The 25,637-nt window shown below is 65.8% G+C and carries 16 protein-coding genes; 11 read left to right on the top strand and 5 right to left on the bottom strand.

What is annotated here, in order from left to right; translation table 11 throughout:
* Positions 1-2: 2 nt before the first annotated feature.
* A complete protein-coding gene (locus B0I00_RS10975) occupies positions 3-1,328 on the bottom strand; it encodes a sugar MFS transporter (protein WP_157812544.1) in 1,326 nt (441 codons plus the stop codon).
* A gap of 178 nt (positions 1,329-1,506) precedes the next feature.
* Here B0I00_RS10975 and B0I00_RS10970 point away from each other — a divergent pair, with 178 nt between their 5' ends.
* Positions 1,507-1,956 (top strand): MaoC family dehydratase, encoded by a 450-nt coding sequence (locus B0I00_RS10970; RefSeq protein WP_100867429.1) that lies wholly within the window; start codon positions 1,507-1,509, stop codon positions 1,954-1,956.
* Between the two features lie 208 nt (positions 1,957-2,164).
* Positions 2,165-6,697 (top strand): Calx-beta domain-containing protein, encoded by a 4,533-nt coding sequence (locus B0I00_RS17190; protein ID WP_198519216.1) that lies wholly within the window; start codon positions 2,165-2,167, stop codon positions 6,695-6,697.
* Between the two features lie 43 nt (positions 6,698-6,740).
* Here the strand turns inward: B0I00_RS17190 and B0I00_RS10950 are convergent, their stop codons facing one another.
* Entirely contained in the window at positions 6,741-7,253 is a 513-nt protein-coding gene (locus B0I00_RS10950; protein WP_100867428.1) for a flavin reductase family protein, read from the bottom strand.
* Between the two features lie 19 nt (positions 7,254-7,272).
* On the bottom strand, positions 7,273-8,517 hold the full coding sequence (locus B0I00_RS10945) for a CaiB/BaiF CoA transferase family protein (RefSeq protein ID WP_100867427.1): 1,245 nt from the start codon (positions 8,515-8,517) through the stop codon (positions 7,273-7,275).
* A 235-nt stretch (positions 8,518-8,752) separates the two neighbouring features.
* Here B0I00_RS10945 and B0I00_RS10940 point away from each other — a divergent pair, with 235 nt between their 5' ends.
* Genes B0I00_RS10940 through B0I00_RS17185 form a run of 4 tightly spaced genes read left to right on the top strand, consistent with a single transcriptional unit; the run spans position 8,753 to position 14,248 of the window.
* Positions 8,753-11,113, top strand: a complete 2,361-nt coding sequence (locus tag B0I00_RS10940) for a glycosyltransferase family 4 protein (protein ID WP_100867426.1) — start codon at positions 8,753-8,755, stop codon at positions 11,111-11,113.
* Entirely contained in the window at positions 11,067-12,377 is a 1,311-nt protein-coding gene (locus B0I00_RS10935) for a glycoside hydrolase family 130 protein (RefSeq protein WP_232730205.1), read from the top strand. The genes B0I00_RS10940 and B0I00_RS10935 overlap by 47 nt, the downstream gene beginning before the upstream one ends.
* An 18-nt stretch (positions 12,378-12,395) precedes the next feature.
* Complete coding sequence (locus tag B0I00_RS10930; RefSeq protein WP_100867761.1) at positions 12,396-13,445, top strand: mannose-1-phosphate guanylyltransferase; 1,050 nt, start codon at positions 12,396-12,398, stop codon at positions 13,443-13,445.
* Positions 13,446-13,459: 14 nt separating this feature from the next.
* Entirely contained in the window at positions 13,460-14,248 is a 789-nt protein-coding gene (locus tag B0I00_RS17185) for a class I mannose-6-phosphate isomerase (protein ID WP_232730233.1), read from the top strand.
* On the opposite strand, the gene B0I00_RS10920 is transcribed toward B0I00_RS17185, so the two are convergent.
* Both B0I00_RS10920 and B0I00_RS10915 read right to left on the bottom strand, forming a co-directional pair.
* Entirely contained in the window at positions 14,249-15,826 is a 1,578-nt protein-coding gene (locus B0I00_RS10920) for a phosphomannomutase (protein WP_332870772.1), read from the bottom strand.
* Positions 15,823-17,088: a TetR/AcrR family transcriptional regulator gene (locus tag B0I00_RS10915; RefSeq protein WP_232730204.1), complete on the bottom strand. Its 1,266-nt coding sequence runs from the start codon at positions 17,086-17,088 to the stop codon at positions 15,823-15,825. Before B0I00_RS10915 ends, B0I00_RS10920 begins: the two co-directional genes overlap by 4 nt.
* Positions 17,089-17,250: 162 nt before the next feature.
* On the opposite strand from B0I00_RS10915, the gene B0I00_RS10910 reads away from it, so the two are divergent.
* The 5 genes from B0I00_RS10910 (at position 17,251) to B0I00_RS10890 (ending at position 25,422) form a co-directional block, all read left to right on the top strand.
* Positions 17,251-17,946 (top strand): pirin family protein, encoded by a 696-nt coding sequence (locus B0I00_RS10910; protein WP_100867759.1) that lies wholly within the window; start codon positions 17,251-17,253, stop codon positions 17,944-17,946.
* 150 nt (positions 17,947-18,096) lie between these two features.
* Entirely contained in the window at positions 18,097-21,450 is a 3,354-nt protein-coding gene (locus B0I00_RS10905) for a transglutaminase family protein (protein WP_100867423.1), read from the top strand.
* Positions 21,447-23,960, top strand: coding sequence for a circularly permuted type 2 ATP-grasp protein (locus tag B0I00_RS10900; RefSeq protein WP_232730203.1), 2,514 nt, complete (start codon positions 21,447-21,449; stop codon positions 23,958-23,960). The genes B0I00_RS10905 and B0I00_RS10900 overlap by 4 nt, the downstream gene beginning before the upstream one ends.
* Positions 23,957-24,826: a transglutaminase family protein gene (locus B0I00_RS10895; RefSeq protein ID WP_100867422.1), complete on the top strand. Its 870-nt coding sequence runs from the start codon at positions 23,957-23,959 to the stop codon at positions 24,824-24,826. The genes B0I00_RS10900 and B0I00_RS10895 overlap by 4 nt, the downstream gene beginning before the upstream one ends.
* 212 nt (positions 24,827-25,038) lie before the next feature.
* Entirely contained in the window at positions 25,039-25,422 is a 384-nt protein-coding gene (locus tag B0I00_RS10890; RefSeq protein ID WP_100867421.1) for a hypothetical protein, read from the top strand.
* Positions 25,423-25,637 lie beyond the last annotated feature (215 nt).

Genomic DNA, 25,637 nt, shown 5'->3' with positions numbered 1-25,637 from the left:
ACTTACTGGAAGGTGGGGGCCTCCGCCGCCTGCTCGACGCGGCTGGGGTGGCGCACCGCCCACAGTCCGAAAGCGGCGATGATCGCATAGCACACCGCCGGCACGATCAGCGCCATGCGGATGTTGTGCGACAGGTCGGCCACGGTGCCGAACAGGAAGGGGACCAGAGCCCCGCCGACGATGGCCGTGCAAAGGATCCCCGAACCCTGCGGCGCGCGTTCGCCAAGGCCTTCGGTGCCGAGGCTGAAGATGGTCGGGAACATCAGCGAATTGCAGAAGCCCACGAGGATCAGCGACCAGCCTGAAAGCGTGCCCATCGACAGCGCTGACAGCGTCAGCAGGCCGATCGCGGCGGCGGCATAGGTGGTCAGAACCCGGCCGGGGCGGAACATCCGCAGCACGAAGCCGCCGACCAGTCGGCCGATCATCGCCCCGCCCCAATAGAACGCGACCAGCTTGCCCGCCTCTTCGAGACCCAGGCCCATGACGCTCTGTTCGCCGAGATAGGCGATCATGTTCGATCCGATCGCGACTTCGGCGCCGACGTACATGAAGATGCACAGCGCGCCCCACTGGACGCGGCGGTTGGTGAGAAGAAGGTCGAGCGTGCCGGCGACCTTGGCCTCCTCGGCCTTGGCGCCGTCGAGCGCGGATCGGAACGCCCAGAACAGCGCGGCGATCGCGAGCATGGCGACGGCCAGCCACATGTAGGCGTGGCCGATCGAGGCGCCCTGCTCGACACGGTAAGCCTGCAGCTGTTCGGCCGTGGCCGAGGCTGCATCGATCGGCTTGGCATCGCCGAGCAGGACCGACGCCCCGCCATAGACCATCAGCGTCACGCCGATCGAATTGAACGCCTGGGCGAAGGTCAGCCGGCTGTGCGACGTCTCTGTCGGGCCAAGCGTCGTGATGACCGGGTTCATTGCCACCTGCAGCACGGTGATCCCCGCGCCGATGAAGAACAACGCGGCCAGGAACCCTCCGAACGAGGCGTTGGCGGAAGCCGGGATGAACAGCAGCGAAGCGGCGGCCACCATGACGAAGCCCAGCACGAAGGTGCGGATATAGCCGAGGCGGCTCATGATGATGCCGGCGGGAATGGAGAAGGCGGCGTAAGCGATGAAGAATGCCATCTGCACCAGGTTGGCTTCGGCGTGCGACAACTGGAACATCGGCCGGAACTTGCCGACCAAGAGGTCATTGATGTTCGTCACCCCGCCAAGGATGAAGAACACGGCGAAGACCAGCAGCAGGACCGTGGTCGTGCCCGACGTGCTCTTGCCGGGCGGGGTTTGCAGCCCCCTCGTTCCGGTTATTGGCGCGGCCATTGCGATTTCTCCCATCGTTTATCGTGTTGTGGCGGCATAGATGACGCGCAGTGCGGCCAAGTCCAGTCACATTCGTATGCCTTCCCCTGCAATCGTGTGAACGTTACCATAAGTCGGTCGGGCTGGCACCCGCTGAACGCGGCTGGTAGGGCGGCTGGCGAGATCGGGGAGACAAGGCATGGCGGGGTTGTGGTTCGACGAACTGGAAGTGGGGCAGCGGTTCGAACACGCCATCCGCAGGACGGTTACCGAGACCGACAACCTGCTGTTCACGACGCTGAGCCACAACCCGGCGCAACTCCATCTCGACGCCGAATATATGAAGGACTCGGACTACGGCCGAATCCTCGTCAATTCGTGCTTCACACTGAGCCTGATGGTAGGGGTCAGCGTGGGCGATACCACGCTGGGCACGGCGGTGGCCAATCTTGGCTGGGACGAGGTACGCTTCCCCAAGCCGGTCTTCGTCGGGGACACGCTTAACATCGTCACCGAAGTGCTCGAACTGCGTGACTCGCGGTCGCGGCCCGACGCCGGCATCGTGACCTTCCAGCATCAGGCCTTCAATCAGAGGGGCGAGCTTGTCGCCAGCTGCAAGCGCTCGGGGCTGCAGCGCCGAAAACCCTGATTGCGCGAAATGGAATTGCGCGCATTAAGCCTGCAAAGCATTGATATTTCGACCTGACCCAATGTGGGACGGCTGCTTGCGGCTGTCCACAGATTCACGTCGATCGTTCTTGAAACCGTAACACGCCCGCACCACGGTTTCGCCCTCGTGGCCCGCAGAAACCGGCGGATCGGGCCGGCCAAGGATTCCACCCAAGGGGTTGCACTAGATGTCGAACACTTATTTCTCGTTGGCCAGCGGCGACCTGCTGCAGGACTGGAGCAACACCGGCCTGATCACGACCAACGACAACTGGGACCTCGTGCCCAGCATCGTCGGCTTTCTGGGCGATGGACTGACCTCGGCGACGGGTACCGATCCGCGAACGATCACCGGGTCGGCCGGCACGATCGATGTCATTGCCAACCAGCTCAGTCCCGGCATCACCAATGGCGGTGTCGCGGAATTCCAGATCGCAAACGCCACCGTCGCACTGCAGGGATCCGGTCCCGCCAGCGCACCATACCTGGCGATCTATCTCAACGCGACCGGTCGGCAAGGCGTCACCCTAAGCTTCAACGCACGCGATCTTGACGCATCCACCGACAACGCCGTCCAGCCGATTGCCGTGCAATACCGCATCGGCAGCACAGGTGCGTGGATCGACCTTCCGGCGGGCTATATCGCCGATGCCAGCACCGGGCCCAGCCTGGCGACACTGACGACCGCAGTCACGGTCACCCTGCCAAGCAGCGCGAACAACCAGGCGCAGGTCGAAGTTCGCATCATCACGACCAACGCCGTAGGCAACGACGAATGGATCGGGATCGACGATATCGCGGTGACCAGCACGGCCCTGGTCCAGAGCCAGCCCGGCGCGCTCAGCATCAATGACGCCTCGCTGGTCGAGGGCAATGCCGGAGCCGCCGCGATCACCTTCACCGTGACCCGAAGCGGCGGCAGCGACGGCGCGGTCGATGCCACCTGGACCGTCCAGAACGGGACGACCAGCGCGGCCGACTTTGCCGGACCGCTGACCGGGACGGTCCATTTCGACGCAGGGCAGACCAGCGCGACGATCACTGTCCAGATCGCGGGCGACACATTCGTCGAAGCGAGCGAGACTTTCGCGGTGGTCTTGTCCAATCCGACCGGCGGCGCCACGATCCTCGACGGGTCCGGCGCCGGCACGATCGTCGCCGACGACCTGCCGCCGGTGGCCAATGTCTTCGTCAACGAGATCAACTACGATCCGGTCGGAACCGACGCGAACGAGTTCATCGAACTTGCCGGCCTTGCCGGCACCGATCTGACCGGCTGGAAGCTGGTGCTCTACAACGGCAACGGTGGCGGCGTTTACGGCACGCTCAACCTGTCGGGCACGCTGGCCGATGCAGGCAGCGGCTTCGGGTTCGTCAAGGTGCTGGCACCCGCCTTGCAGAACGGTGCGCCCGACGGGATCGCGCTGGTCGACAGCATTGGCCGCGTCGTCCAGTTCCTCAGCTACGAAGGAGCGATGACGGCAACCAGCGGCGTGGCCGCGAGCATGACCAGCACCGACATCGGCATTGCACAGGAAAACGCTGCGGTCGGCTTCACGCTCCAGTTGACCGGCACGGGATCGAGCTATGCGGACTTCACGTGGACGGCGAACGTTGCCGATACCGCCGCGGCGGTCAACGGCGGCCAGACCTTCCTGTCGGGCACGGCACTTGGCCAGATTCGCATCGCCGACGCGCGCGTGAGCGAAGGCAACGCCGGCGAGGCGCTGCTGACCTTTACCGTGTCGCGCGCCGGCGGTTACGCTACCCAGGCCAGCGTCGACTGGCAGGCCGCGCTGGGCACGGCCGACGGCGCGGACCTTGGGATCGGCGCGGTGCTGGCCGGTACCGTCTCCTTCGCCGCGAACGAGTTCACCAAGACGATTACCATCCCCGTGCGTGGGGACACGCTGGGCGAGGTCAACGAAACGTTGACCGTCACCCTGTCGAACGTGACCGGCAACGCCGTGATCGCCGATGGCGGCGCCACCGGGACCATTGTCAACGACGATCCGATCGCGCTGACCATCATGGCAATCCAGGGGGCGGGCCACCTCTCGGCCTATGCCGGCCAGCCGGTCATCACCACGGGCATCGTAACCGCGGTCGATGCCGGCGGCTTCTACCTGCAGGACCCCGGCGGCGACGGCAACACCGCCACCTCGGACGCGATCTTTGTCTACACCGGCATCGCCCCGGGTGTGGCCGTCGGCGATGCCGTCAGCGTGAAGGGCACGGTGGCGGAATTCGCTTCGGGCGCGGGGCTTTCGTTGACCGAGATTGACGCCACGCCGGCCAATATCACCGTGACCAGCACCGGCAACGCGCTGCCTGCGGCCATGTTGATCGGCGCGGGTGGGCTCCTTCCACCGAGCCAGACCATCGACAACGACGGGCTGACCAGCTTCGACCCTGCCAGCGACGGGATTGACTTCTGGGAATCGCTGGAAGGTATGCGGGTCACCGTAGATAGCCCGCTGGTCGTCTCCAACACCAACCAGTACGGCGAAACCGACATCGTCGCCTCGCTCGGCGTCGGCTCTACGGGGGTCAACGACCGGGGCGGGATCACGATCGGGGCCGGGGACTTCAATCCCGAGAAACTCCAGCTCGACGATCGCTTCGGCGCCCTGATCGGCTATGTCCCGAACCACACCATCGGCGATCAGCTTGCCAGCGTGACCGGCGTCATCGGTTACAGCTTCGAGCACTACGAGCTGCTGGCGACCGAGGCCGTCACGGTGACCAGCGACGTCACCCTGACGGAAGAGGTCAGCGTGCTGCGCGGCGATGCCAACTACATGTCGGTGGCGACCTACAATCTCGAAAATCTCGATCCGTCGGACCACAAATACGAGATCCTGAGCAACGACATCGTCTATAACCTCATGGCGCCCGACATCATCGCCGTTCAGGAAATGCAGGACGCGGACGGCGCCGGCAGCGGCACGAGCCTCAGCGGGGCGAGCAACGCGCAGGGCTTGATCGATGCGATCTACGCCCAGAGCGGCATCACCTACGTCTACGTCGAAATCGCCCCGGCCGTCGCCAATTCCACCGGGGGCGAACCCGGCGGCAACATCCGCAACGGTTATCTCTATCGGCCCGACCGCGTGGCCCTGCTCGAAGGCAGCCTTGCGCTGGTTACCGACCCGGCCTTCAACGGCAGCCGCAAGCCGCTGGCGGCAACCTGGGAATTCAACGGCCAGACGGTGACGACGATCAACGTCCACTTCACCTCCCGCGGGGGCAGCGATCCGCTCTGGGGTGCGACTCAGCCTCCGGCCGATGCGGGCGATGCCGCGCGCACCGCCCAGGCTGCAGCCGTCGGCGCCTATGTGAACGATCGGCTCGCCGCCGATCCTTCGGGGCAGTACATGGTGCTGGGCGACTGGAACGGGTTCTACTTCGAACGGGCCCAGACGCAGCTTACCGACGGCGGGGTATTCACCAACCTGGCGATGCTGCTCGACGCGGCGGAACGCTATTCCTACGTGTTCGACGGCAATCACCAGCTGATCGACAACATGCTGGTTACTGGCGGCCTGTTCGAGGGCACGCGGTATGACGCGGTTCATCTCAACGCGCAGTTCGGCGCCGAAGGGCGCCCGACCGACCATGATCCGCAGCTTGCGCTGCTCTTGATGGGCATCACCCCGCACGACGTCGTGCTGTCGAACGACGTGGTGGCCGAAAATCAGCCGGGGGGCACTCTTGTCGGCACCCTTTCGGCGACGGACACGACGGGCGACGTGCTGACCTACACGCTTGTCGACGACGCCGGCGGCCGATTTGTCGTCGATGCGGCGACCGGCGCGGTGACCACCACCGCAGCCTTCGACCACGAGGCGACCGGCAGTTTCACGGTGACGGTCAAGGTTACCGATTCAGCCGGGCTCAACAGCACGCAGGACATCGTCATAACCGTCGGCGACGTCAACGAGGCTCCGACTGCCGTGGGCGATGCCATTGCCGCCAACGAGGACGCGACCAGCGCGAACCTGTGGAGCCTGCTGCAGGGCAACGACTTCGATCCCGATCTGGGCGATGTGCTGGAAATCAGCGCGATCGACACCACCGGCACCCACGGCAGCCTGGTCTTCGATGCCGCCAGCCAGACCCTGCGCTATGTCGCCGATGGCGACGCCTTCGATGCGCTGGCGCCCGGTGCGACGGCCATCGACACCTTCACCTATACCGTGCGCGACAGTGGCGGGCTGACCAGCACGGCTTCGGTCAGCGTCACGGTGACGGGGATTGCGGACGGGCTTGAGGTGGCCGGTGGCAACGGCATCGACTGGCTCGTCGGCACGGCCGGGGAGGATCAGATCCGTGGCGGCCGCGGCGACGATCGGCTGTTCGGGCTCGACGGCCACGACTGGCTGCAGGGCGATACCGGCAACGACTTGCTGACCGGCGGCGAGGGACACGACAGCTTTGCCTTCGGCAAGTCCTATGGCGACGACGTGGTGACCGATTTCGACCTTGCCGAGGATCGTGTCGTCCTGCTCGACGGTGCGGCTTTGCGCACCGCGACCTTTGGCGATTACAACCACGATGGGCAGATCGACGCGCGGCTGGCGTTCACGACTGGCGGGTCGCTGACCCTGCTGGGGCTGGACAGCATCGCCGGGCTCTACGTCGACCACGCGGCCGGATTTGCCGACGCCTCTGCCAACGACTGGTACCTGCACCTGCAGAGCGCCGGCGTGACCCCCTGACGACCCGCCGCGGCGTTCGGTTCCAGCGAGCCGGCGCCGCCGCTCAGGCCTCGTCGATCGGTGAAAGGCGCCCCAGCGCGCCGTTGGCCCAGCCCAGGATATCATCGCCGCCGCTGGCGATCAGGTCGTAGACTTCGCCGATCAGGACGTCGTGCGTGCCAAAGCCCATGCACTCGCGTACCGTGCAGAAGATGGCGGCGGGCGAGCCCTTGATGTACCAGACCGGCCCGTTGTGGCACCAGGCGGGTTGCTGGAAGCGATCGGCGCGGCCGGCATGGCTGGCAAAGGGTGCCAGATAGTCCTGCCGCTCCGCATCAAGCAGGTTGATGCAGAAACGCCCCGCGCGGATCATCGCGTCGTGTGCCGATCCGGCGCGGTTGATCGCGATGGCCATGGCCGCCGGTTCAAGGCTGACCGGCATCAGCGCCGACATGGCGAGGCCGACCGGCTCGGCGGTTTCGGGATCGAAGCTCGATACGATGCCGACAGGCGCCGGCAGATAGCGCAGCACGCGCTTCAGGCGCTGCTCGATCGGCGCGGGGGCGAGTTCGGTCATAGGGCGTGGGGTAGGGCGATCACAGCCGATCGGCAACGATCCCGGAGGACAGGAGGGCGGCGATTTCATCCTTGTCCAGGCCGAGCTCGGCGCCAAGCACCTCGGCAGTATGTTGCGCCGAGCGCGGCGGCACGCGGCGGTAGGTCGCCGGGCTGCGCGACAGCTTGCCGGGAAATCCCAGGAACTTGACCGGCGTGCCGTCGTCGCGCGTCAGTTCGTGGATCAGGCCGCGCGCCTCGATCTGCGGATGGGCCAGGATCTCGGGCACGGTGTTGACCTTGCCGCAAGGCAGTTTTGCGGCATCGAGTGCTTCGAGCAGGTCGGCGCTGGTCCTTCCGGCGATGATCGGCTTGATCACCGCGAACAGATCGGCCCGGTTGGCACTGCGCTCCCCGGATTCGGCAAAGCGCGGGTCGGTCGCCAGGTCGGGCACGCCCAGCACGTCGCACAGCTTGGCGAACTGCCTGTCGTTGCCGACTGCGATCATGATGTCGCCGTCCGCGCAGGTGAAATCCTGGTAGGGCGTGATCAGGGTATGGGCATTGCCCATGCGCTTCGGCTCCACCCCGCCGTTCAGCCAGCCCGAGGCCTGGTTGGCCAGCAGCGCAACCTGCGAATCGAGCAGCGCCACGTCGATGTACTGCCCCTCGCCGGTACGGTAGCGGTGATTGAGCGCCGCAAGGATGGAGATCGTGGCGTAGAGCCCGGTCGACAGGTCGCTGATCGGAATCCCGGTCTTGAGCGGCCCTTCGCCCGGTTCCCCGTCGGGCCGACCGGTCACGCTCATCACCCCGCTCATGCCCTGGATCAGGAAGTCGTATCCGCCGCGATTGGCTTCGGGACCGTCCTGGCCAAACCCGGTGACCGAACAGTAGATGACATCGGGCCGGATCGCGCGCAGCGATTCATAGTCGAGGCCATAGCGAGCGAGGGCGCCGACGCGGAAGTTCTCGATGACGATGTCCGACCGCTCGGCGAGCTTGCGCACAAGGTCGGCGCCTTCGGGCCGGGCGATATCGATGGCGATCGAGCGCTTGTTGCGGTTTGCGCACAGGTAATAGGCCGAATCGCGCGATCCGTCGGGCAGGAACGGGGGGCCCCAGCGCCGCGTGTCGTCGCCCTGGCCAGGCTGCTCCACCTTGATGACGTCGGCACCAAGATCGCCGAGCATCTGCGAGGCCCATGGCCCTGCAAGAACCCTGCTGAGTTCGAGGACGCGAAGCCCGTGAAGCGGGCCGTCTAGGCTGGTCGGTTCGGTGGTCACGCCGGGGTCTTTGCCCCGGCCTGTCCCGAAGGGCAAATGGCGATTGCGCGGAAACAAAGCCGGCTCGCCTTGGTTCTATCGAGGCTGCAGCCGCAATAATGTTGCGTTGCAACATGGAACTTCTCACGATTTGCCGTGTGTTAGCGTCGGAACAGCCGATTTTGTTAGCGCTTGCGGAACATTGCCGAACCTCGCGTGTTAACCTTTTCGTACTTTGAAGGATGGGCCCCCGACAATGGATCAACTGTACGCGGAACCGCGACACTCCTACCCTCGCGTCGATGACAGCCCCGTCGTGCAGATCTTTTCGCGTCCGGTCGGTCGTCCTGTCCCGCGGCGCCTCTCGCTCGCCCTGATCGGCACATACGTTCCGCGAAAATGCGGAATAGCCACCTTCACCGCCGATGTGGTCGAGCAATTGGCTGAATACCACGGCGAGATCGCTTCGACCGTTTATGCTCTCGATGACGCCGATAGCGGCGCGCAGTACGCCGGTGGGGTGGTCCGCGTCGACCAGTCGGAGATCGAAAGCTACCGCGCCACGGCGCGCCAGATCAACGAAGCGGCCCCCGATGCAGTCTGGCTGCAGCACGAGTTCGGCATTTTCGGCGGTCCAGACGGAGAAATGGTCTGCGAACTGATCGACCGGATTGCGGCGCCGCTGGTCGTGACATTCCACACCGTGTTGAGCGAGCCGAGCGCCAACCAGCGCCGCATCGTCGAACATCTGATTTCGCGCGCCTCGCGGATCATGGTCATGTCGGCGCACGGCCGCGATCTGCTGGTCGATCTCTACCACGCCCCTGCCGACCGCGTTGCAGTCATTCCCCACGGCGCGCCGGATCGTCCGTTCGGCCGCGAGGCGGCGTTCAAGGAGGCAATGGGACTTGCCGGTCGCAATGTCCTGATGACCTTCGGGCTGCTCGGTCCGGGCAAGGGGCTGGAACACGCGATCGAAGCCTTGCCTGCCATCGTGGCGTGCCATCCCGAGACGGTCTATCGGATCGTCGGTGCAACGCATCCCAACCTTGTCGCGCAGCAAGGCGAGGTCTACCGCGAACGGCTTGTGGCGCTGGCCGAACGGCTGGGCGTCGCGCAGCATATCGAGTGGGATAACCGCTTCCTCGAAACGCCCGAGCTGCTTGATCAACTCGAGGCCTGCGATGTCTACCTCACGCCCTATCCGAACCTGCAGCAGGCCACTTCGGGGACGCTCAGCTATGCCGTGGCTCTGGGCAAAGCGGTAGTCTCCACTCCATATGTCCATGCGCGCGAACTGCTGGCCGACGGGGTCGGCGTGATCGTCGAACCCCATTCGAGCGGCGCGATTGCCGAGGCGGTCAACGCACTGCTCGACGATCGTGAATACCTTATGGCGACGCGCCGCCGCGCTTATGGCGAAGGCCGCAAGACCATCTGGCCGCGCTTCGCCGATTCTACCGCCGCGCTGGTCCAGGCTGCCGCAGCGCAGCCGCTCGCCGAGATTCCGCTAACCGCCACGCCTGGCATGCATGGCGTCCTGGCGATGTGCGATGGCACGGGGATGCTGCAGCACGCGATCGGTATCGTGCCTGACCGTCGCCATGGCTACTGCCTTGACGACAACGCCCGCGCGCTGATCCTGATGAACCATGCGCCGGCGCTCAATCCGATTGATCGACTATCGTGGAGTTCGACCTTCGCCAGCTTCATCCAGTACGCCTGGAACCCGGATCGCAACCATTTCCGCAATTTCATGCGCTTCGACCGCACCTGGTGCGAGGACGAGGGTTCGGACGATTCCAATGGCCGCGGGTTGTGGGCGCTTGGCGATACGGCCGAACATTCGCCGTTTCCCGATCTGCGCGATTGGGCGCGGCACCTGTTCGACCAGACATTGCGCGCGCTCGACGGCGTCGAATCGCCGCGCGCGATGGCATTCGGCATGCTTGGCGCCTGCGCAGTCCTGCGTGCCGACGGGCACCACCCCCAGGCCGAAGCGCTGATCCGTCGCGGGGCCTTGCTGCTTGAACGGCTGCTGGCCGCTTCGCGCCGGCCTGATTGGGCTTGGTTCGAGGCCGTACTCGGCTATGACAACCCTCGTCTGCCTCAGGCGCTGATCGAATCGGGCCAGGTCTGCGGTCGCGGCGACTGGATCGGGCTGGGCCTTGCCACGCTCGACTGGATTGCCGACCGGCAGATTGCCGCCAATGGCCTGTTCCGGCCGGTCGGTTCGGAAAGCTTCGGCCAGCACCATGGCCAGATGCCGTTCGACCAGCAGCCGCTTGAAGCCCAGGCCGCAATCGAGGCGGCTGCTGCCGCCCACGCCGCCGCGCCATCGCAGCGCTGGGTCGATCACGCCGTGACGGCTTACCGCTGGTTCCTTGGCGCGAACGATCGCGGTGCTATATTGGGCGATATCGCCAGCGGTCGGTGCCGCGACGGGGTGACCCCACGCGGGGCCAACGCGAATTGCGGTGCCGAATCGATACTCGCTTTCCAACTGGGTTACGCTGCCCTGCAGCCGATGCTCGGAGAGCGCCGCACAACTCAACGGGCAGGGGACGCGCTTGCTGAAGACTACCACGGGCCAGCCGCAACGCTTGCTCATCCATGATACGCGATTGCATGCCGATCCCTCGCGCGTCGTTCTCCGGCCTTTTCACCTCGGCTGGCAATCCGCATCGGCGCCGGTCGACCGTGCGCAGCGGCTCGTCGACGACGTCGCCGCGCTGAGCGAGGAACAAGTCGAAGCCGAATATGATCGCGTCATCCAGGATTTCGCCGAGCGCCACTGGCAGACCGAACAGGTCTTCGAGGAACGCTACCGCGAGGTCGAGCACCATCATGGCCTGCACGACTGCGGGTTCTCGCCCGCCCGGCAGCGCCTGATCGGGGCCTATTTCTGCCACGAATACACCTATGCGGCAGCCGCCCTGATGAACCCGTCGATCGTCCCCCATCCCGACCAGTCGGGCATGTGCGAGGGGGCGTCTCGGTTCGTCATGTCGCTGCGCGCGGTGGGCGAGGGGCACATCAGCTCGATCGCCTTTCGTGAGGGGATCGCCGAAGCCGACGGGTCGTTCCAGCTCTGGCCGCAAAGCCATTTCGCCACGGCGGCGGTGATCGACGACACCACCCTGACCGATGCCGACGAAGGCGTCATGGTCCACCGCAACGCCGAAAGCACACTGTCAAACTGCGTGATCTTCCCGATCACGGAACAGCAGCGCGGCGGTCTGGAGGATCTGCGCTTGGTCCGTTTCCGGCACGGCGAGGACGACTACGAATGGATCGGCACCTACACCGCCTATTCGGGCAGCTCGATCCGGTCCGAACTGCTCCGCACCCGTGACTTCCGTGCCTTCGAGCTCGAGCCGATCCGCGGCAAGGCGGGCCGCAACAAGGGCATGGCCCTGTTCGACCGGCCCATCGACGGGCGCTATGCGATGATCGGGCGGCAGGACGGTAAGAACCTGTTCCTGCTCCGCTCGGACAGCATCGACACCTGGGATGACGATGGCGTGCTCCTGATGGAGCCGAAGTATCCTTGGGAGTTCATCCAGATCGGCAACTGCGGCGCCCCTATCGAGACCCACGCCGGCTGGCTGATGCTGACCCACGGGGTCGGGGCCATGCGCAAGTATGCGCTGGGCTGCGCGCTGCTCGACCGTGACGACCCTTCGAAGGTCCTGGCCCGCACGCGCGAACCGGTGCTGACCGCCGAGGATGCCGACCGTTCGGGTTATGTGCCCAACGTCGTGTACACCTGCGGGGCAATGAAGGTAGGCGAAGCCCTGCTCATCCCCTACGGCATTTCGGACAGCGCGGTGGGCTTCGCCTCGACCACCGTGTCCGATCTCCTGGCGATGATGGACTGATACCAGCGAAAGATGACGATGCCTTCCGACAGTGCCAAGATCCATCCGGTCATCCTGTGCGGCGGGAGCGGCACGCGCCTGTGGCCGCGCAGCCGTGCGACCAAGCCCAAGCCGTTTCTGCCGCTGGTCGGCGACAGCACCCTGTTCGAAGCGACGCTGGGCCGATGCGGCGATCCCGGCCAGTTTGCCGGGCCAGTCGTCGTCACGGGAACGGCGCATCTCGAACATGTCATGGACCAGGTAGGCCAGGACTTCGGCGCGCAGATCATCGTCGAACCATCGGCTCGCAACACCGCTGCGGCGATCGCGCTTGCGGCACTGCGCCTGCCCGGCGAAGCGATCATGCTGGTCTGCCCGAGCGATCACCACATCGGCAACGCCGAAGCGTTTTGCGCCTCGGCGGCCAAGGCGGCGAGCCTCGCGGATGATGGGTGGCTGGTGTCCTTCGGGATTGAGGCGACGGCACCCGAAACTGGCTTCGGCTATCTCGAACGCGGGGCGCCGATCGGCGATCAGGGGTTTCGCGTCGCGCGCTTTGTCGAAAAGCCTGATCTTGAGCGGGCGCGCCAGTTCCTGGCCCACGGCGGCTATGCCTGGAACGGCGGCATCTTCGCCTTCAAGGTCGCGACCTTTCTTGACGAGCTGGGCCGCCACCGGCCGGCGATCCTGGCCGCAGCACACGAGGCCGTCGCAAAGGGGCGCGAAGAGGGTGCGCAGTTTCATCCCGATGCCGAGGCATTCGCCCGGATCGAGAGCGAGTCGGTCGACTATGCGGTGATGGAGAACACCGACCGCGCGGCAATGGTTCCGGCCGACATGGCTTGGTCCGACATCGGCAACTGGCAAGCTCTTCACGCTGCGCTCGACCGCGACGAGGACGGCAATGCCAGCCGCGGCGATGTCGAACTGGTCGATTGCCGCAACGTGCTGGTCGACAGCGACGGGCCGCACGTGTCGGTCATCGGCCTCAGCGACGTTATCGTCGTGGTCGACGGCGACGACATCCTCGTCACCACGGCGGACGGCGCCCAGAAGGTCGGCAAGCTGTTCAGGGCGGCCAACCAGTGACCCTGCCGACCCGGATGGTCGAGAAGCCGTGGGGCAAGGATCGCCTGCCGCCCCCGTTCGAAACGCCTGCGGGACAGCGCATCGGCGAGGTCTGGTTCGAACCGCCTGCCGCGCTAAGCCAGCTTTTGATAAAGTACATCTTCACCAGCGAAAAGCTGTCGGTCCAGGTCCACCCCAGCGATGCGCAGACGCTGCAGGCCGGGCTGGGCAAGCAGGGCAAGGAGGAATGCTGGCTGGTGATCGCCGCCGATGAAGGCGCGATGCTGGGCATCGGCTTCGATCGGGCCGTCGATGCGCGGCACATGCGCCGCGCCGCCTGCGACGGAGCGATCGAAGGCCTGATGACCTGGTTTCCGGTCAAGGCGGGCGATTTCTTCTACATTCCCGCCAACACGGTCCATGCGATCGGTGCGGGAGTGAGCCTGATCGAGGTCCAGCAGAACAGCGACATAACCTATCGGCTCTACGATTACGGCCGCCCGCGCGAATTGCACCTCGATGACGGCATCGCCGTGGCCCGCGGCGAGCCCTACGACGATCCGCGCCGGCGGCATGTTTCCGATCGCGGCGAGATCACGCTGGTCGACGGGCCGCTGTTCCGCTTGGTCCGCTATGACGGTCCCTTGTCAGATGAGGCCCAGGCCCTGTTCGGTAGCGGCGGCCTGTTGGTGGTTCCGATCGACCTTGCAGTTGCGGTGGACGGTGCGCCAGTTTCCGCCGGGGCCTGCGAACTGGCGGTGTCGGTGGGGCGACTTGCCATTCCGCGCGGCGCGCGCGGCTTGATCGCCCAGCCTATCTCCTGATCAGGCGGGCGTGGCCACGTCCTTGGCCAGAATCGTCCTTACCACGTCTAGCGCCGCGTCGTTGATCGTGCGAGCGCGCTCCGCGCTGGTCGCCTCGCTGTAGCAACGCAGTTCGGGCGCATTGCCCGATGGGCGCAGATGGATCACCTCTCCGCTGCCGAACGTGATGCGCAGGCCATCGGTGCGGTCGATGCGAACGGGCTTTCCGGCGACTGCGCCGAAGGCGTGCTCGATCCTTCCCAACTGTTCGCCCTCGGTACCGTTCTCCAGCCGGGCGAGGATCGCCTTGCTGGATTCGGTCGGAAAGTCGGCAATGCGGTTGCTGTAGGTCACGCGGGGCGGAAGGGCATCGACCAGAGCCGAAAGCGGCTGCGGTCCGGCGGCAACCAGCGTCGCCAGGATCGGCAGCACGGCATCGCGGGTGGGCAGCGCGGAGAGCGTGCCGACGCCATTCGCGAGGTCGCTTCCAAGCAGGAAGCCGCCATTGGCTTCGTACCCGCAGACGCGCTTGCCCCCGGCGGCGATCTGCGAATTCATTTCCGCGATGACATAAGGCGACCCGATTCGGGTCCGCGCGGTGACGGCAAAGGCGCCGGTTTCCTCGAGCACGGTGTTGCTGGAGACAGGCGTCACCACCCGGTCGGCGCCAAGCTGGCGCGCGCAAAGCACGCCAAGCACATCGCCGCGCAGCCATTCGCCGGCCTCGTCGGCGAGCAGCGGGCGGTCGGAATCGCCGTCGGTCGACACGATGGCGTCGAAGCCTTGTTCTTCTGCCCATTGCCGGGCCAGTTCGATGTCCGCGGGCCGGACCGCTTCGGTATCGACGGGCACGAACTCGTCCGAACGGCCGAGCGGAACCGCTTCGCCGCCAAGGGCCTCGACGATGGCTACAAGGACGTCGCGGCCGACGGCGGAATGCTGGTAGATACCGATGCGCTTGCCGGCGAGGGTGGCGCTGCCGAACGCGTCGCGATACCGCGCGACATAGGGCGGCACCACATCGATCGGGGTCGGAAGCGGGGCTGAGCCGATCAGGCTTCCCAGCGGGTCGAAGCTGCGACCGTCCACCGCGACCTGCTGCGTCATCATGCCAGCCTCGTCCTCTTTCAGCACTTCGCCGTGCGGACGGTAGAACTTGATGCCGTTGCGGTCGGCCGGAATGTGGCTGCCGGTGACCATCAGCGAGGGAATTCCCTGGGCGAAGGCGAACAGCGCCAGGGTCGGCGTCGGGACCAGCCCGCAGTAGACCGGCTCTCCGCCGAGGTCGCGCACGGCCTGCGCGCAGGCGGCAAGGATGCGCGGCGTGCTGGGACGCAGGTCTCCCGCCAGGGCGACCTGGGTGCCCGGTGCGAACTCGCCCAGGGTCGCCAGGTAGCGCAGGAAACCGGCGGTATAGCCGTGACATACCCGGTCGGTCATCGCCACCACGGTGCCGCGCGCACCGCTGGTTCCGAAGGCCACGCCGCTTTCGGCCATCAGTTCACCGACTGTCATCGTCCATTCCTTGCCCGAAGTCCCGCCCGCAGGATTGCCAACGCCGCAGGGCCGCGTCGGGTTCCCCGCGAAGGCAACGCTCAACTGCCGGCGGGCTGGATGAAGCTGCCGGCCCAGTCAAGCACGCTGTCATCGAACAGACCGTCGGCCAGGGTCGAGGCGTAGTAGGCGATGGCCCGTTCGCGCGGCATCCGCGCCGCCCAGCCGGCGAGGTCGTACGCTGAATTGAGCGTCGAGATGATCAGCTGGCTGGCGATCACCGGATCGACCGGATTGATCGAGCCGTCACGCAGCCCGTCGACCAGCGTGCCCATGAAGCGCAGCGCGATGCGGTTCGACCGGCTGACAACTTCGACGCGCAGGTTGAGGGGCAACGATTGCAACGCAGTGGTGCGGGTAAGGGGCCAGTCGGCGCGGAACTGGATGTCGATCAGCGTCGCGATTGCGCCGCTCAGCCGCTCCCATTCGCTGCCGCCCGCCTCATGGGCCAGCCACTGGGCGATGGCGACGCGCTTGTAGCTTTGCCGGAAGCATTCGAGCACAAGGTCGTCCTTGGCGTCGAGGTGGTGGTAGAAGCTGCCCTTGGTAACGTTGAGCTCGCCGACGATGCGCACGACCGAAGCACCGCGATAACCGCTTTCGTTGATCAGCCGCGTTGCGACGCGCAGGAAGCTCTCTTCTGCGATGTCGAGACCGGGCATCGCCGAGCGCAGGGCATCGTCGGAAAACAATCGTGCGTGCCGGCCGGCCTGCTTGGGGGCGAGCCCTTCGTCGAGGATGGTGCAGATGCGGCGGCAGACCCGGCCGAAATCGTTGATCGCGAACTGTTCGAGCCAGGCCGGCAGCCAGAACACCACCTCGAGCAGCATGTGCACGCGCGCGGTGCACAGCTCGCGCTGCTCGGCGCTGGCGAACGGCCCCCAGAAATCGCGCAGCTTGCGGAAGATTGCGAGGTATTGCGCGTTGAGCGGGCGTTGCAGGTCCTCGTCGAGAGTGCGGATGTCCGACAGGTCGACCAAAGGCCGCGCTGTTCCGGCAATGACCTCGGCGCGCAGGTCTACATGGAACTTGACGAAGCGGTGCACCCGCTCGCGCGGGCTGGCCTCTCTTGCCGCGTCCTCGACCATTGCGAGGATCCGCTGCAGCGAGCGTTCGAACACCTCGACCGCCAGCATTTCCTTGCGCCGGAAATAGTAGGTGACGCTGGTCGTATTGAGCCCGACTGCTGCGGCAACGTGCTGCAATGTCGCGCCGCGCGCGCCGCGGCTGTTGATCAGGTCCGCGGCGGCATCGAGGATCGCCTCGCGCTTGCGCTCGAAGCGGGCACCCCTGCGCGGGCGCGCCATCGTATCTGCCGCTGCCGAGCCTCCGCTCCTCTCCATCCCTGTGTCCTACAACACCGGCGGGCAAGATCAAGGCACCTGCAACGCGGCCGGTATCGGACAGGTAACCATCTTTTCGTGCGTGGTGGCGCTCCTATCTTGTTCCACGAAAGCAGGAGACGCATGATGATCGATATCCGCAAACTGGACACGCTTGGCGGAGCCAACCACGGCTGGCTCAACGCCCGGCACCACTTCAGCTTCGCCGACTACCACGACCCGGCGCGTGTGCACTGGGGCAACCTGCGGGTGTGGAACGACGATACCATCGCGCCGCAGACCGGTTTCCCGCCCCATCCGCACAACAACATGGAAATCGTCACCTATGTCCGCAAAGGCGCGATCTCGCACCGCGACAGCATTGGCAATGCGGGTCGGACAGAAGCGGGCGACGTCCAGGTGATGTCTGCCGGATCGGGCGTGGTCCATTCGGAGTACAACCTCGAGGACGAGGCGACCGACCTGTTCCAGATCTGGATCATTCCCGATAGCCAGGGCGGCGAACCGACCTGGGGCACGCGCCCGTTCCCCAAGGGCGATCGCGCCGGGCGCTTCGTGCCGCTCGCTTCGGGCATGGCGGGGGACGATGCCCTGCCGATCCGCGCCGACGCGCGGGTTGCCGGAGCCACGCTCAAGGCCGGCGAGACTACCGAATACCGCACCGAAGCCGGGCGGCACCTCTACCTGGTGCCGGCGACTGGCCGCGTCGAGGTGAACGGTGTGACGATCGAGACCCGCGACGGGGCAGCGATCACAGGCGAAGAGACGCTGACCGTTCGCGCGCTGGAAGACAGCGAACTGGTGCTGGTCGACGCGGCCTGACCGGCCCGGACGATCCTTTGAACCACGGCGTCGTTCCGGCTGCGAGCCGGACCTGACCAGGCTGCCAGGGCATACCCGTGATGGGAGCGTCCTGGCAGTACTATCATCTTGCATATTGCAATGCAGCATGAACAGGTTCTTATTCGGCGCATGATCCGCGCCGGCCTGCACCACCTGACGCATTACCGCTACTCGCGGCCAGTCCAGCTTGGTCCCCAGGTGATCCGGCTGCGCCCAGCGCCGCATGCGCGGACCGCGGTTCCCAACTATGCGCTGAAGATCAAGCCCGACGGGCATTTCATCAACTGGCAGCAGGATCCGCACGGCAACTGGCAGGCGCGGGTGGTCTTCCCCGAACGGGTCAGCGAGTTCAGCATCGAGGTCGACCTGATCGCGGACATGGCCGTGATCAACCCGTTCGACTTCTTCGTCGAGGAATACGCGGAGACCTATCCTTTCGCCTACGACGACAAGCTGCGGTCGGACCTTGCTGCCTATTTCGATTGCGAAGAGCAGGGCCCGCTGTTCGAGGAACTGGTCGCCAGCCAAGGCGGGTACCGAGGACGCACGATCGATTTCCTGGTCGAGGTCAACCGCCAGATCGAAAGGCGCGTCGACTATGTGATCCGCATGGAATCCGGCACGCTGACGCCCGAGCAGACGCTCGAAATCGGGCGCGGTTCGTGCCGCGACAGCGCCTGGCTGCTGGTCCAGCTGCTGCGCCGCCTGGGCTTCGCCGCGCGCTTCGTATCGGGCTATTCGATCCAGATGGTGGCCGATGTCGAACCGATCGACGGCCCCAGGGGCGTGACCGAGGACGTTGTCGATCTGCACGCCTGGGCCGAAGCCTACGTCCCCGGCGCCGGCTGGATCGCGCTCGACGCCACGTCGGGCATGTTCGCCGGCGAAGGCCACATCCCCCTTTGCGCCGCGCCGCATTACCGCTCGGCGACACCGATCGAAGGCATGGCCGAGCCGGCCGAAGTCGATTTCACCTTCGAAATGCGCGTCGACCGGGTCAAGGAAGCGGTACGCATCACCAGGCCCTTCACCGACGAGCGGTGGCAGGCCCTGCTCGATCTGGGGCGAAGGGTCGATGCGGACCTGGAATCCCAGGACGTGCGTCTGACCATGGGCGGTGAGCCGACCTTCGTGGCCGAGAATGCCGGCGAGGCGCCCGAATGGAACGGCGAGGCCGTCGGTCCGACCAAGGCGGCATACGCCGACAAGCTGATCCGCAAGCTGGGCTCCGCCTTTGCTTCGGGAGCACTGCTGCACCACGGCCAGGGCAAGTGGTATCCGGGGGAAAGCCTGCCGCGCTGGGGCTTCTCGCTGTACTGGCGCAAGGACGGGGTGCCCTTGTGGGGCAACCCGGCGCTGATCGCGCGCGATCCCGAGGCCGGCGAGGACCGCGCCATCGGTGCCGAGCAGGCCGGAAATTTCCTGGCCGTGGCGGCCGGCCGGTTGGGCATCGACCAGGCCTTCGTTCACCCGGTCTACGAAGATCCGCACAAGTGGATCGAGCGCGAAGGCGATTTGCCGGTCAATGTCTCGCCGCTCGATCCCAAGATCGACGACCCCGAGGAGCGCCAGCGGATCGTCACGACCTTCAGCCGGGGCCTGACCAAGCCGGTCGGCTATGTCCTGCCGATCCAGCGCTGGCAGGCAAAGCAAGCGAAAGACGCGCAGCGCTGGAAAAGCGAGCAGTGGCGTCTGCGCCGCGGGGCGCTGTTCGCGGTGCCGGGCGATTCCTCGCTCGGCTATCGCCTGCCGTTGGGCTCCCTGCCGCACGTGCCGAAGAACGAATACCCTTATGTCCACCCCCGCGTCGAAACCGATCCCGGCGCACCGCTGGCCGATTTCCGCGCGCAAGGTGCCGACCAGGTGCATGACCAGCGCGAAAGCGCGGCGCAGATGCACCAGAAGGTCGAGGTGCCAGAGGGCGCGCGGCAGGACATCGTCGAGCAGCAGATTATCGAAGGGGCGGTGCGCACCGCGATGACGGTCGAGCCGAGGGGTAGCTACCTGTCGGTGTTCCTCCCGCCGACCGAGAGCATTGAGGATTTCCTCGAACTGATTGCCGAGATCGAGGCCACGGCCGAGGCGCTGGCCCTGCCGGTTCGTATCGAGGGTTATCCCCCGCCACCCGACCCGCGCATCCAGGTGCTCAAGGTGACGCCCGATCCCGGCGTGATCGAGGTCAACATCCATCCCACCGCTTCGCTCGAGGAATTGGTCGACGTGACGACCCGGCTCTACGCCGCCGCGCGCGAATGTGGGCTGACCGCCGACAAGTTCATGGTCGATGGCCGCTCGGTCGGGACCGGCGGGGGAAACCATCTGGTCCTGGGCGGCGCAAGCTTCACCGAAAGCGCCTTCATTCGCCGCCCGGACCTTCTGAAAAGCTTCGTGCTCTATTGGCAACGCCACCCGTCGCTCAGCTACCTGTTTTCCGGCCTGTTCATCGGCCCGACCAGCCAGGCGCCCCGCATCGACGAGGCGCGGCACGACAGCCTCTACGAGCTCGAGGTCGCGCTTGCCCAGGTTCCGCCGCCCGGCGAGCCGCCGAAGTTCCCGTGGATCGTCGACCTCCTGTTCCGGAACATGCTGGTCGACGTCACCGGCAACACCCACCGCACCGAAATCTGCATCGACAAGCTCTATTCGCCCGACGGCCCCACCGGACGACTGGGCCTGGTCGAGTTTCGCGGCTTCGAGATGCCGCCCGACGCGAAGATGAGCGTTGCAGCGCAATTGCTGCTGCGCGCGCTTGTGGCGTGGTTCTGGCGCGAACCGCTGGGCGGATCGCTGGTTCGCTGGGGCACCAGCCTGCACGACCGTTTCCTGCTGCCGCATTTCTGCTGGACGGACTTTCTCGAAGTGCTCGAAGACCTGCGCGGCGCGGGCTACCGGTTCGATCCGGATTGGTTCGAGGCCCAGCACCAGTTCCGCTTCCCGGTTCACGGCACGGTCCACGCCGGCGGGGTCGAGCTGGAAATCAGCCATGCGCTGGAGCCGTGGAACGTGCTCGGCGAAACCGGCGCGATCGGGGGCACGGTGCGCTATGTCGACAGTTCGACCGAACGGCTTCAGGTCAAGGCCAGCGGGCTGGTGTCCGGGCGGCACGTCATCGGCTGCAACGGCAGGCGCGTGCCGATGCATTCCACCGGCATCCCGGGCGAAGCCGTCGGCGGCGTCCGCTACAAGGCCTGGGCGCCGCCCAATTGCCTTCATCCGCTGCTCGGCGCCGATGCGCCGCTGACCTTCGATGTGTTCGACACCTGGAACAGCCGTTCGCTGGGGGGCTGCGTCTACCATGTGGCGCATCCGGGCGGTCGGGCCTATGACGATGTGCCGATCAACAGCTACGAGGCCGAAGCCCGTCGCAAGGCGCGCTTCCAGGATCACGGCCACACCCCGGGCAGGGTGGCGATCCCGGCGGAAGAGAATAGGGGGGAATTCCCGATGACGCTTGACCTCAGGCGGCCTGCCGGGCTGGAATGACCGAGACCGAGCTTCCTCCAGAGGCGGGCACGATGGGGTCCGGCGCGCACGGGTCGGCAGCGGCCATGGATCCATTGCCGCAATATGCGCCGCCCGATCCAGCGGCCGACATATTCGCCGCGGCAGATCCGTCACAGCAGGCCAGCTGGCGCGCCTTCGCGGCGGGCCTCGCGGCACAGGGGCAAGGCAAGCTGTCCGAACTCCAGCCCCATATCGACCATCACGTCGAAGACCTTGGCCTGGCGTTCCGTCTCACCGGTGACGAGCACGAGCGGGCCTGGCCGCTCAATCCCATGCCGATCTTCATCGGCGCAACCGAATGGGCCGGGATCGAGGCGGGCCTTGTCCAGCGCGCCAACCTGCTCGAAGCCGTGCTGGCGGACATCTACGGGCCGCAGCAGCTGGTGGCGGACGGACACCTGCCGGCAGCGGTTGTCTCGGGCAGCGGCGGATTTGCCCGTCGGATGGTCGGCATGCGTCCGCCTGGCGGCCATTTCCTGCACATCTATGCGGTTGACCTGGCGCGCGGGCCCGCCGGCGAATGGCGCGTGCTGGCGGACCGGGCTCAGTTGACCATCGGCCTTGGGTTCGCGTTGGAAAACCGGCTGGCGATGACGCGTGCTACCGGGGGGCTGCTCGCCTCGATCGGTACGCGGCGACTGACGCCCTTCTTCGATGCGCTGCGCCAGGGACTTGCCGCCGATTGCGAACGGGCCGAACCGCGCATCGGCATCCTGACCCCAGGCCGCTTCAACCAGTCCTATCCCGAACAGGCACACCTGGCCCGTCACCTCGGCTTTTCGCTGGTCGAAGGCCGCGACCTGACGGTGAATGACGGACGGCTCTACGTTCGCACCATCGCGGGCCTGAAGCGGATCGACGCCCTGTGGCGCTGGATCAAGACGCGCGACAGCGATCCTCTCAACTTCGATGCCCGCTCGCAGATCGGCGTACCGGGGCTGATCGATGCCGCGGCGCACGGGCTGGTTCTTGCCAACTGGCCGGGTGCGGGGGTGATCGAAAGCCGGGCCATGCCGGCGTTCCTTCCGCGCCTCTCTCGCATCCTGTTCAACGAACCTCTGCGGCTGCCCAATGCCGCGACCTGGTGGTGCGGCGGCGAAAGCGAACGCGCGCAGGTCCTGGCGCGCCTCGACGAACTGGTGATCAGCTCGGCCTTCCGCCTGCCGGTGGCAGGCCTGCCCGATGGCCACACGCGCGTTGGCAGATTGCTAAGCAGCGCCGAGCGCGAGCAGATCGTCGCGGGCATGGCGCTGCGGCCGATGGACTATACCGCGCAAGAGATAGTCAGCCTGTCGACCACGCCGATCGTGTCCGGCGATCGTTTCGAGCCACGCGGGTTCACGCTGCGCGCGTTCCTCGCCCGCAACGGGGAGGGCCAGTGGGTCGCCTTGCCTGGCGGCTTTGCGCGCGTTTCCGAACACGGCGACCTGCGCACCTCGTTGATGGGGCTGGGCGATATTTCGACCGACGTCTGCATCCTCGATCCGTCGCCGATCGCCCCCGGCATCGCAGCGGGACCCGCCAACCAGGCGCCGCGACGCGATCTGGGCCTTTTGCCCAGCCAGGCGGCCGACAACCTGTACTGGCTTGGCCGCTATGGCGAGCGGGCGCACCAGATCGTGCGGATCGTCCGCACTCTTATCGAGCAAGTCGGCGCGGCGAACGAGCGGGACGAGGCGTTTAGCACGGTGCAGCGCCTTGCTGACCTGCTGCGCGGATTGGGCGCCGTCCCGCCCGTCAGCACGAGCTGGCAGCCGTCGCGCATCGCCGCCGCAGCGTTGAGTGACAGCAAGCGGGAAGGCTCGGTACGCGGGCTGGCGGCAAGCGGGCGGCAGATCGCCCTCTTGCTGCGCGATCGCCTGACCCGCGACAGCTGGCGCGCGATCCATCGACCCTTGCCCGCCAAGCTGCCCGAGGATTTCGAACGGATAGCCGTCCTTTGCGACGACCTGGTCGAGCGGTTTGCCGCGATCGCCCGATTGACGGCGGACGGGATGAGCCGGGGGGCGGCGTGGCATTTTCTCGACATGGGGCTGTGCATCGAACGCGCGTCGATCGTGCTTCAGGCGGTGCGCCCGCTGACCGGCGGTACGGCCTCTAGCGACGATCTCGCCGCCTTGCTCGATCTTGTCGATGCGCAGACGCTGTACCGCAGCCGCTACCTCGCCAGCCCGACGCTGGCCCCGGTAATCGACCTGGTCATGCTCGATCCGGCCCATCCGCGCTGCTTCGCCTATCAGGTGGTGCAGATCGAACAGCACCTGGCGTCGCTGCCGGACCGCCGCGACGACGGCATGCTCGAGCAGCCGCTGCGCCTGGCGCGGCAGTTGATCGCAAGGATAGAGGCTGTCGACGCGGACGGGGTGAACGAGGCTTTCGTCGCCGGATTGCAGGCAGCACTTGCCCAGCTCTCGAATGCAATCGCGAGCCGCTATTTCCTGCACGCCGAACCGCCATCGACCAGGGAAACGGCCAGCTTTCTTGGATGATATACAAGGTCCGCCACGCCACGCAGATGACCTACGCTGCGCCAGTCGCCGCTGCCCGCTACAACCTGCGCCTGCAACCGGCGACGTGGAGCGGCCAGAGGATGCGCGACTACTTGTTGACGGTGAACCCCGCTCCGGCGCGCTCGACCAACAATTCCGGCCCCTATTGGGTGGTCACGACGCAGATCGAGTTCAATCGGCCCTTGCGTGAACTGGAACTGGTCAGCGAGTTCACCATGGAGGTCGATCCCCCGCTTGAGGGCCAGCGCGGGCCGTCGCTCGACGTGCTGCGCGAACAGGTGCTCGCGGCCCGGGACCTTACGCCGCTGGCGCCGGCGCCCTATCTCTTCGCCTCGCGGATCGCCGTGCCCAGCACCGACATCGCGGCATGGGCCGCGCGCCACGTTCCGGCCGGCGCCGGGGTCGTCGAAGTGGCCAGCGCGATCATGACGGCCATTGCGCAGGAGTTCGACTACAGGCCCGGCGCCACGACCAGCGCCACCCCGCCGAGCGAGGCCTTCGCCGCGCGGGCCGGCGTCTGCCAGGATTTTTCCCACGTGATGATCATCGCCTTGCGCGCCCAGGGCATTCCGGCGGCCTATGCCAGCGGATACCTGCGCACCGTTCCGCCGCCCGGCAAGGAGAGGCTTGTCGGCGCCGATGCGATGCACGCCTGGGTCAACGTGTGGTGCGGAAAGGACCTCGGTTGGATCGGCTTTGACCCGACCAACGCCTGCCTGGTGCACGACGATCACATCCAGATCGGCATGGGCCGCGACTATGCCGACGTCTCGCCGATCGACGGCACCTTCCTCGGCAGCGCGCCGCAGACCATGGTTACATCGGTCGACGTCCGGGTCGTGTGACGACGGAGCCGTCCGGCGCGCGGAGCGATCGGGTTTGAAATTAGGGATTGATGATGGCGGTGGAAGCAGTCAGCTGCGAACCGCTCTCCACCTAAATTTCCCTGTTCTTCGGGAATAGAAAGGGAATTTCGTGTTTCGATGCTTCCGCGTGACTTTGAGACGCTTTGAAAGTCGCAGATTGCTGCCGATCTGCATCCAATTTTAGAGGGAATTTGATCCACGGCCGCAAGCAACACCGCGCGGACAGGGTTTTGATTGAGAAGGCGGGAAGCGGTTACGCCCTGTTCCCCGAACTCAAGACGACCGCCGGGTTCAATCCAATCATGGTCCAGCCGGTCGCTTGCAAGGAAGAACGGTTCAACGCCTGTCTCGGCGAGGTCGAGGCGGGCCATCTCGATCTCCCGCGAGAGGCCCCGTTGTTTGACGCGTTCCGCGGTAAACTTCGCGCCTTCCCCCACGGCAAGCACGATGACCAGGTCGACAGCTTCAGCCAGTTTGTCATCCGCCAGCTAAAGAACTGGCTTTGGATCCTGACGGAGACAACGCGAGACGGGCGGGTGCGGGGCATTGTTCGGCTCGACAAGCTGCGGTGGTAGGCGGCAGCGGCATTACGGAAGGGACAGGCGATCATTGGATAATTTAATAATTTGATTTTCGCGATCAGAAGAATAATGAAGTATAAATCATCAATGCAATTGGCGAATATATCTATAAATGCCGCATTTCATTTAGAAATAGGCTATGAAACGACGTCATTTTAAATATATCAATATAGGTAGATATATTGCTCACTTCGGCCAAAAAATTGTTG

Source organism: Novosphingobium kunmingense (genome assembly GCF_002813245.1).
GTDB lineage: Bacteria > Pseudomonadota > Alphaproteobacteria > Sphingomonadales > Sphingomonadaceae > Novosphingobium > Novosphingobium kunmingense.
The sequence above is the reverse complement of the archived record's forward strand: the minus strand, read 5'-3'. Positions and strand labels throughout refer to the sequence as shown.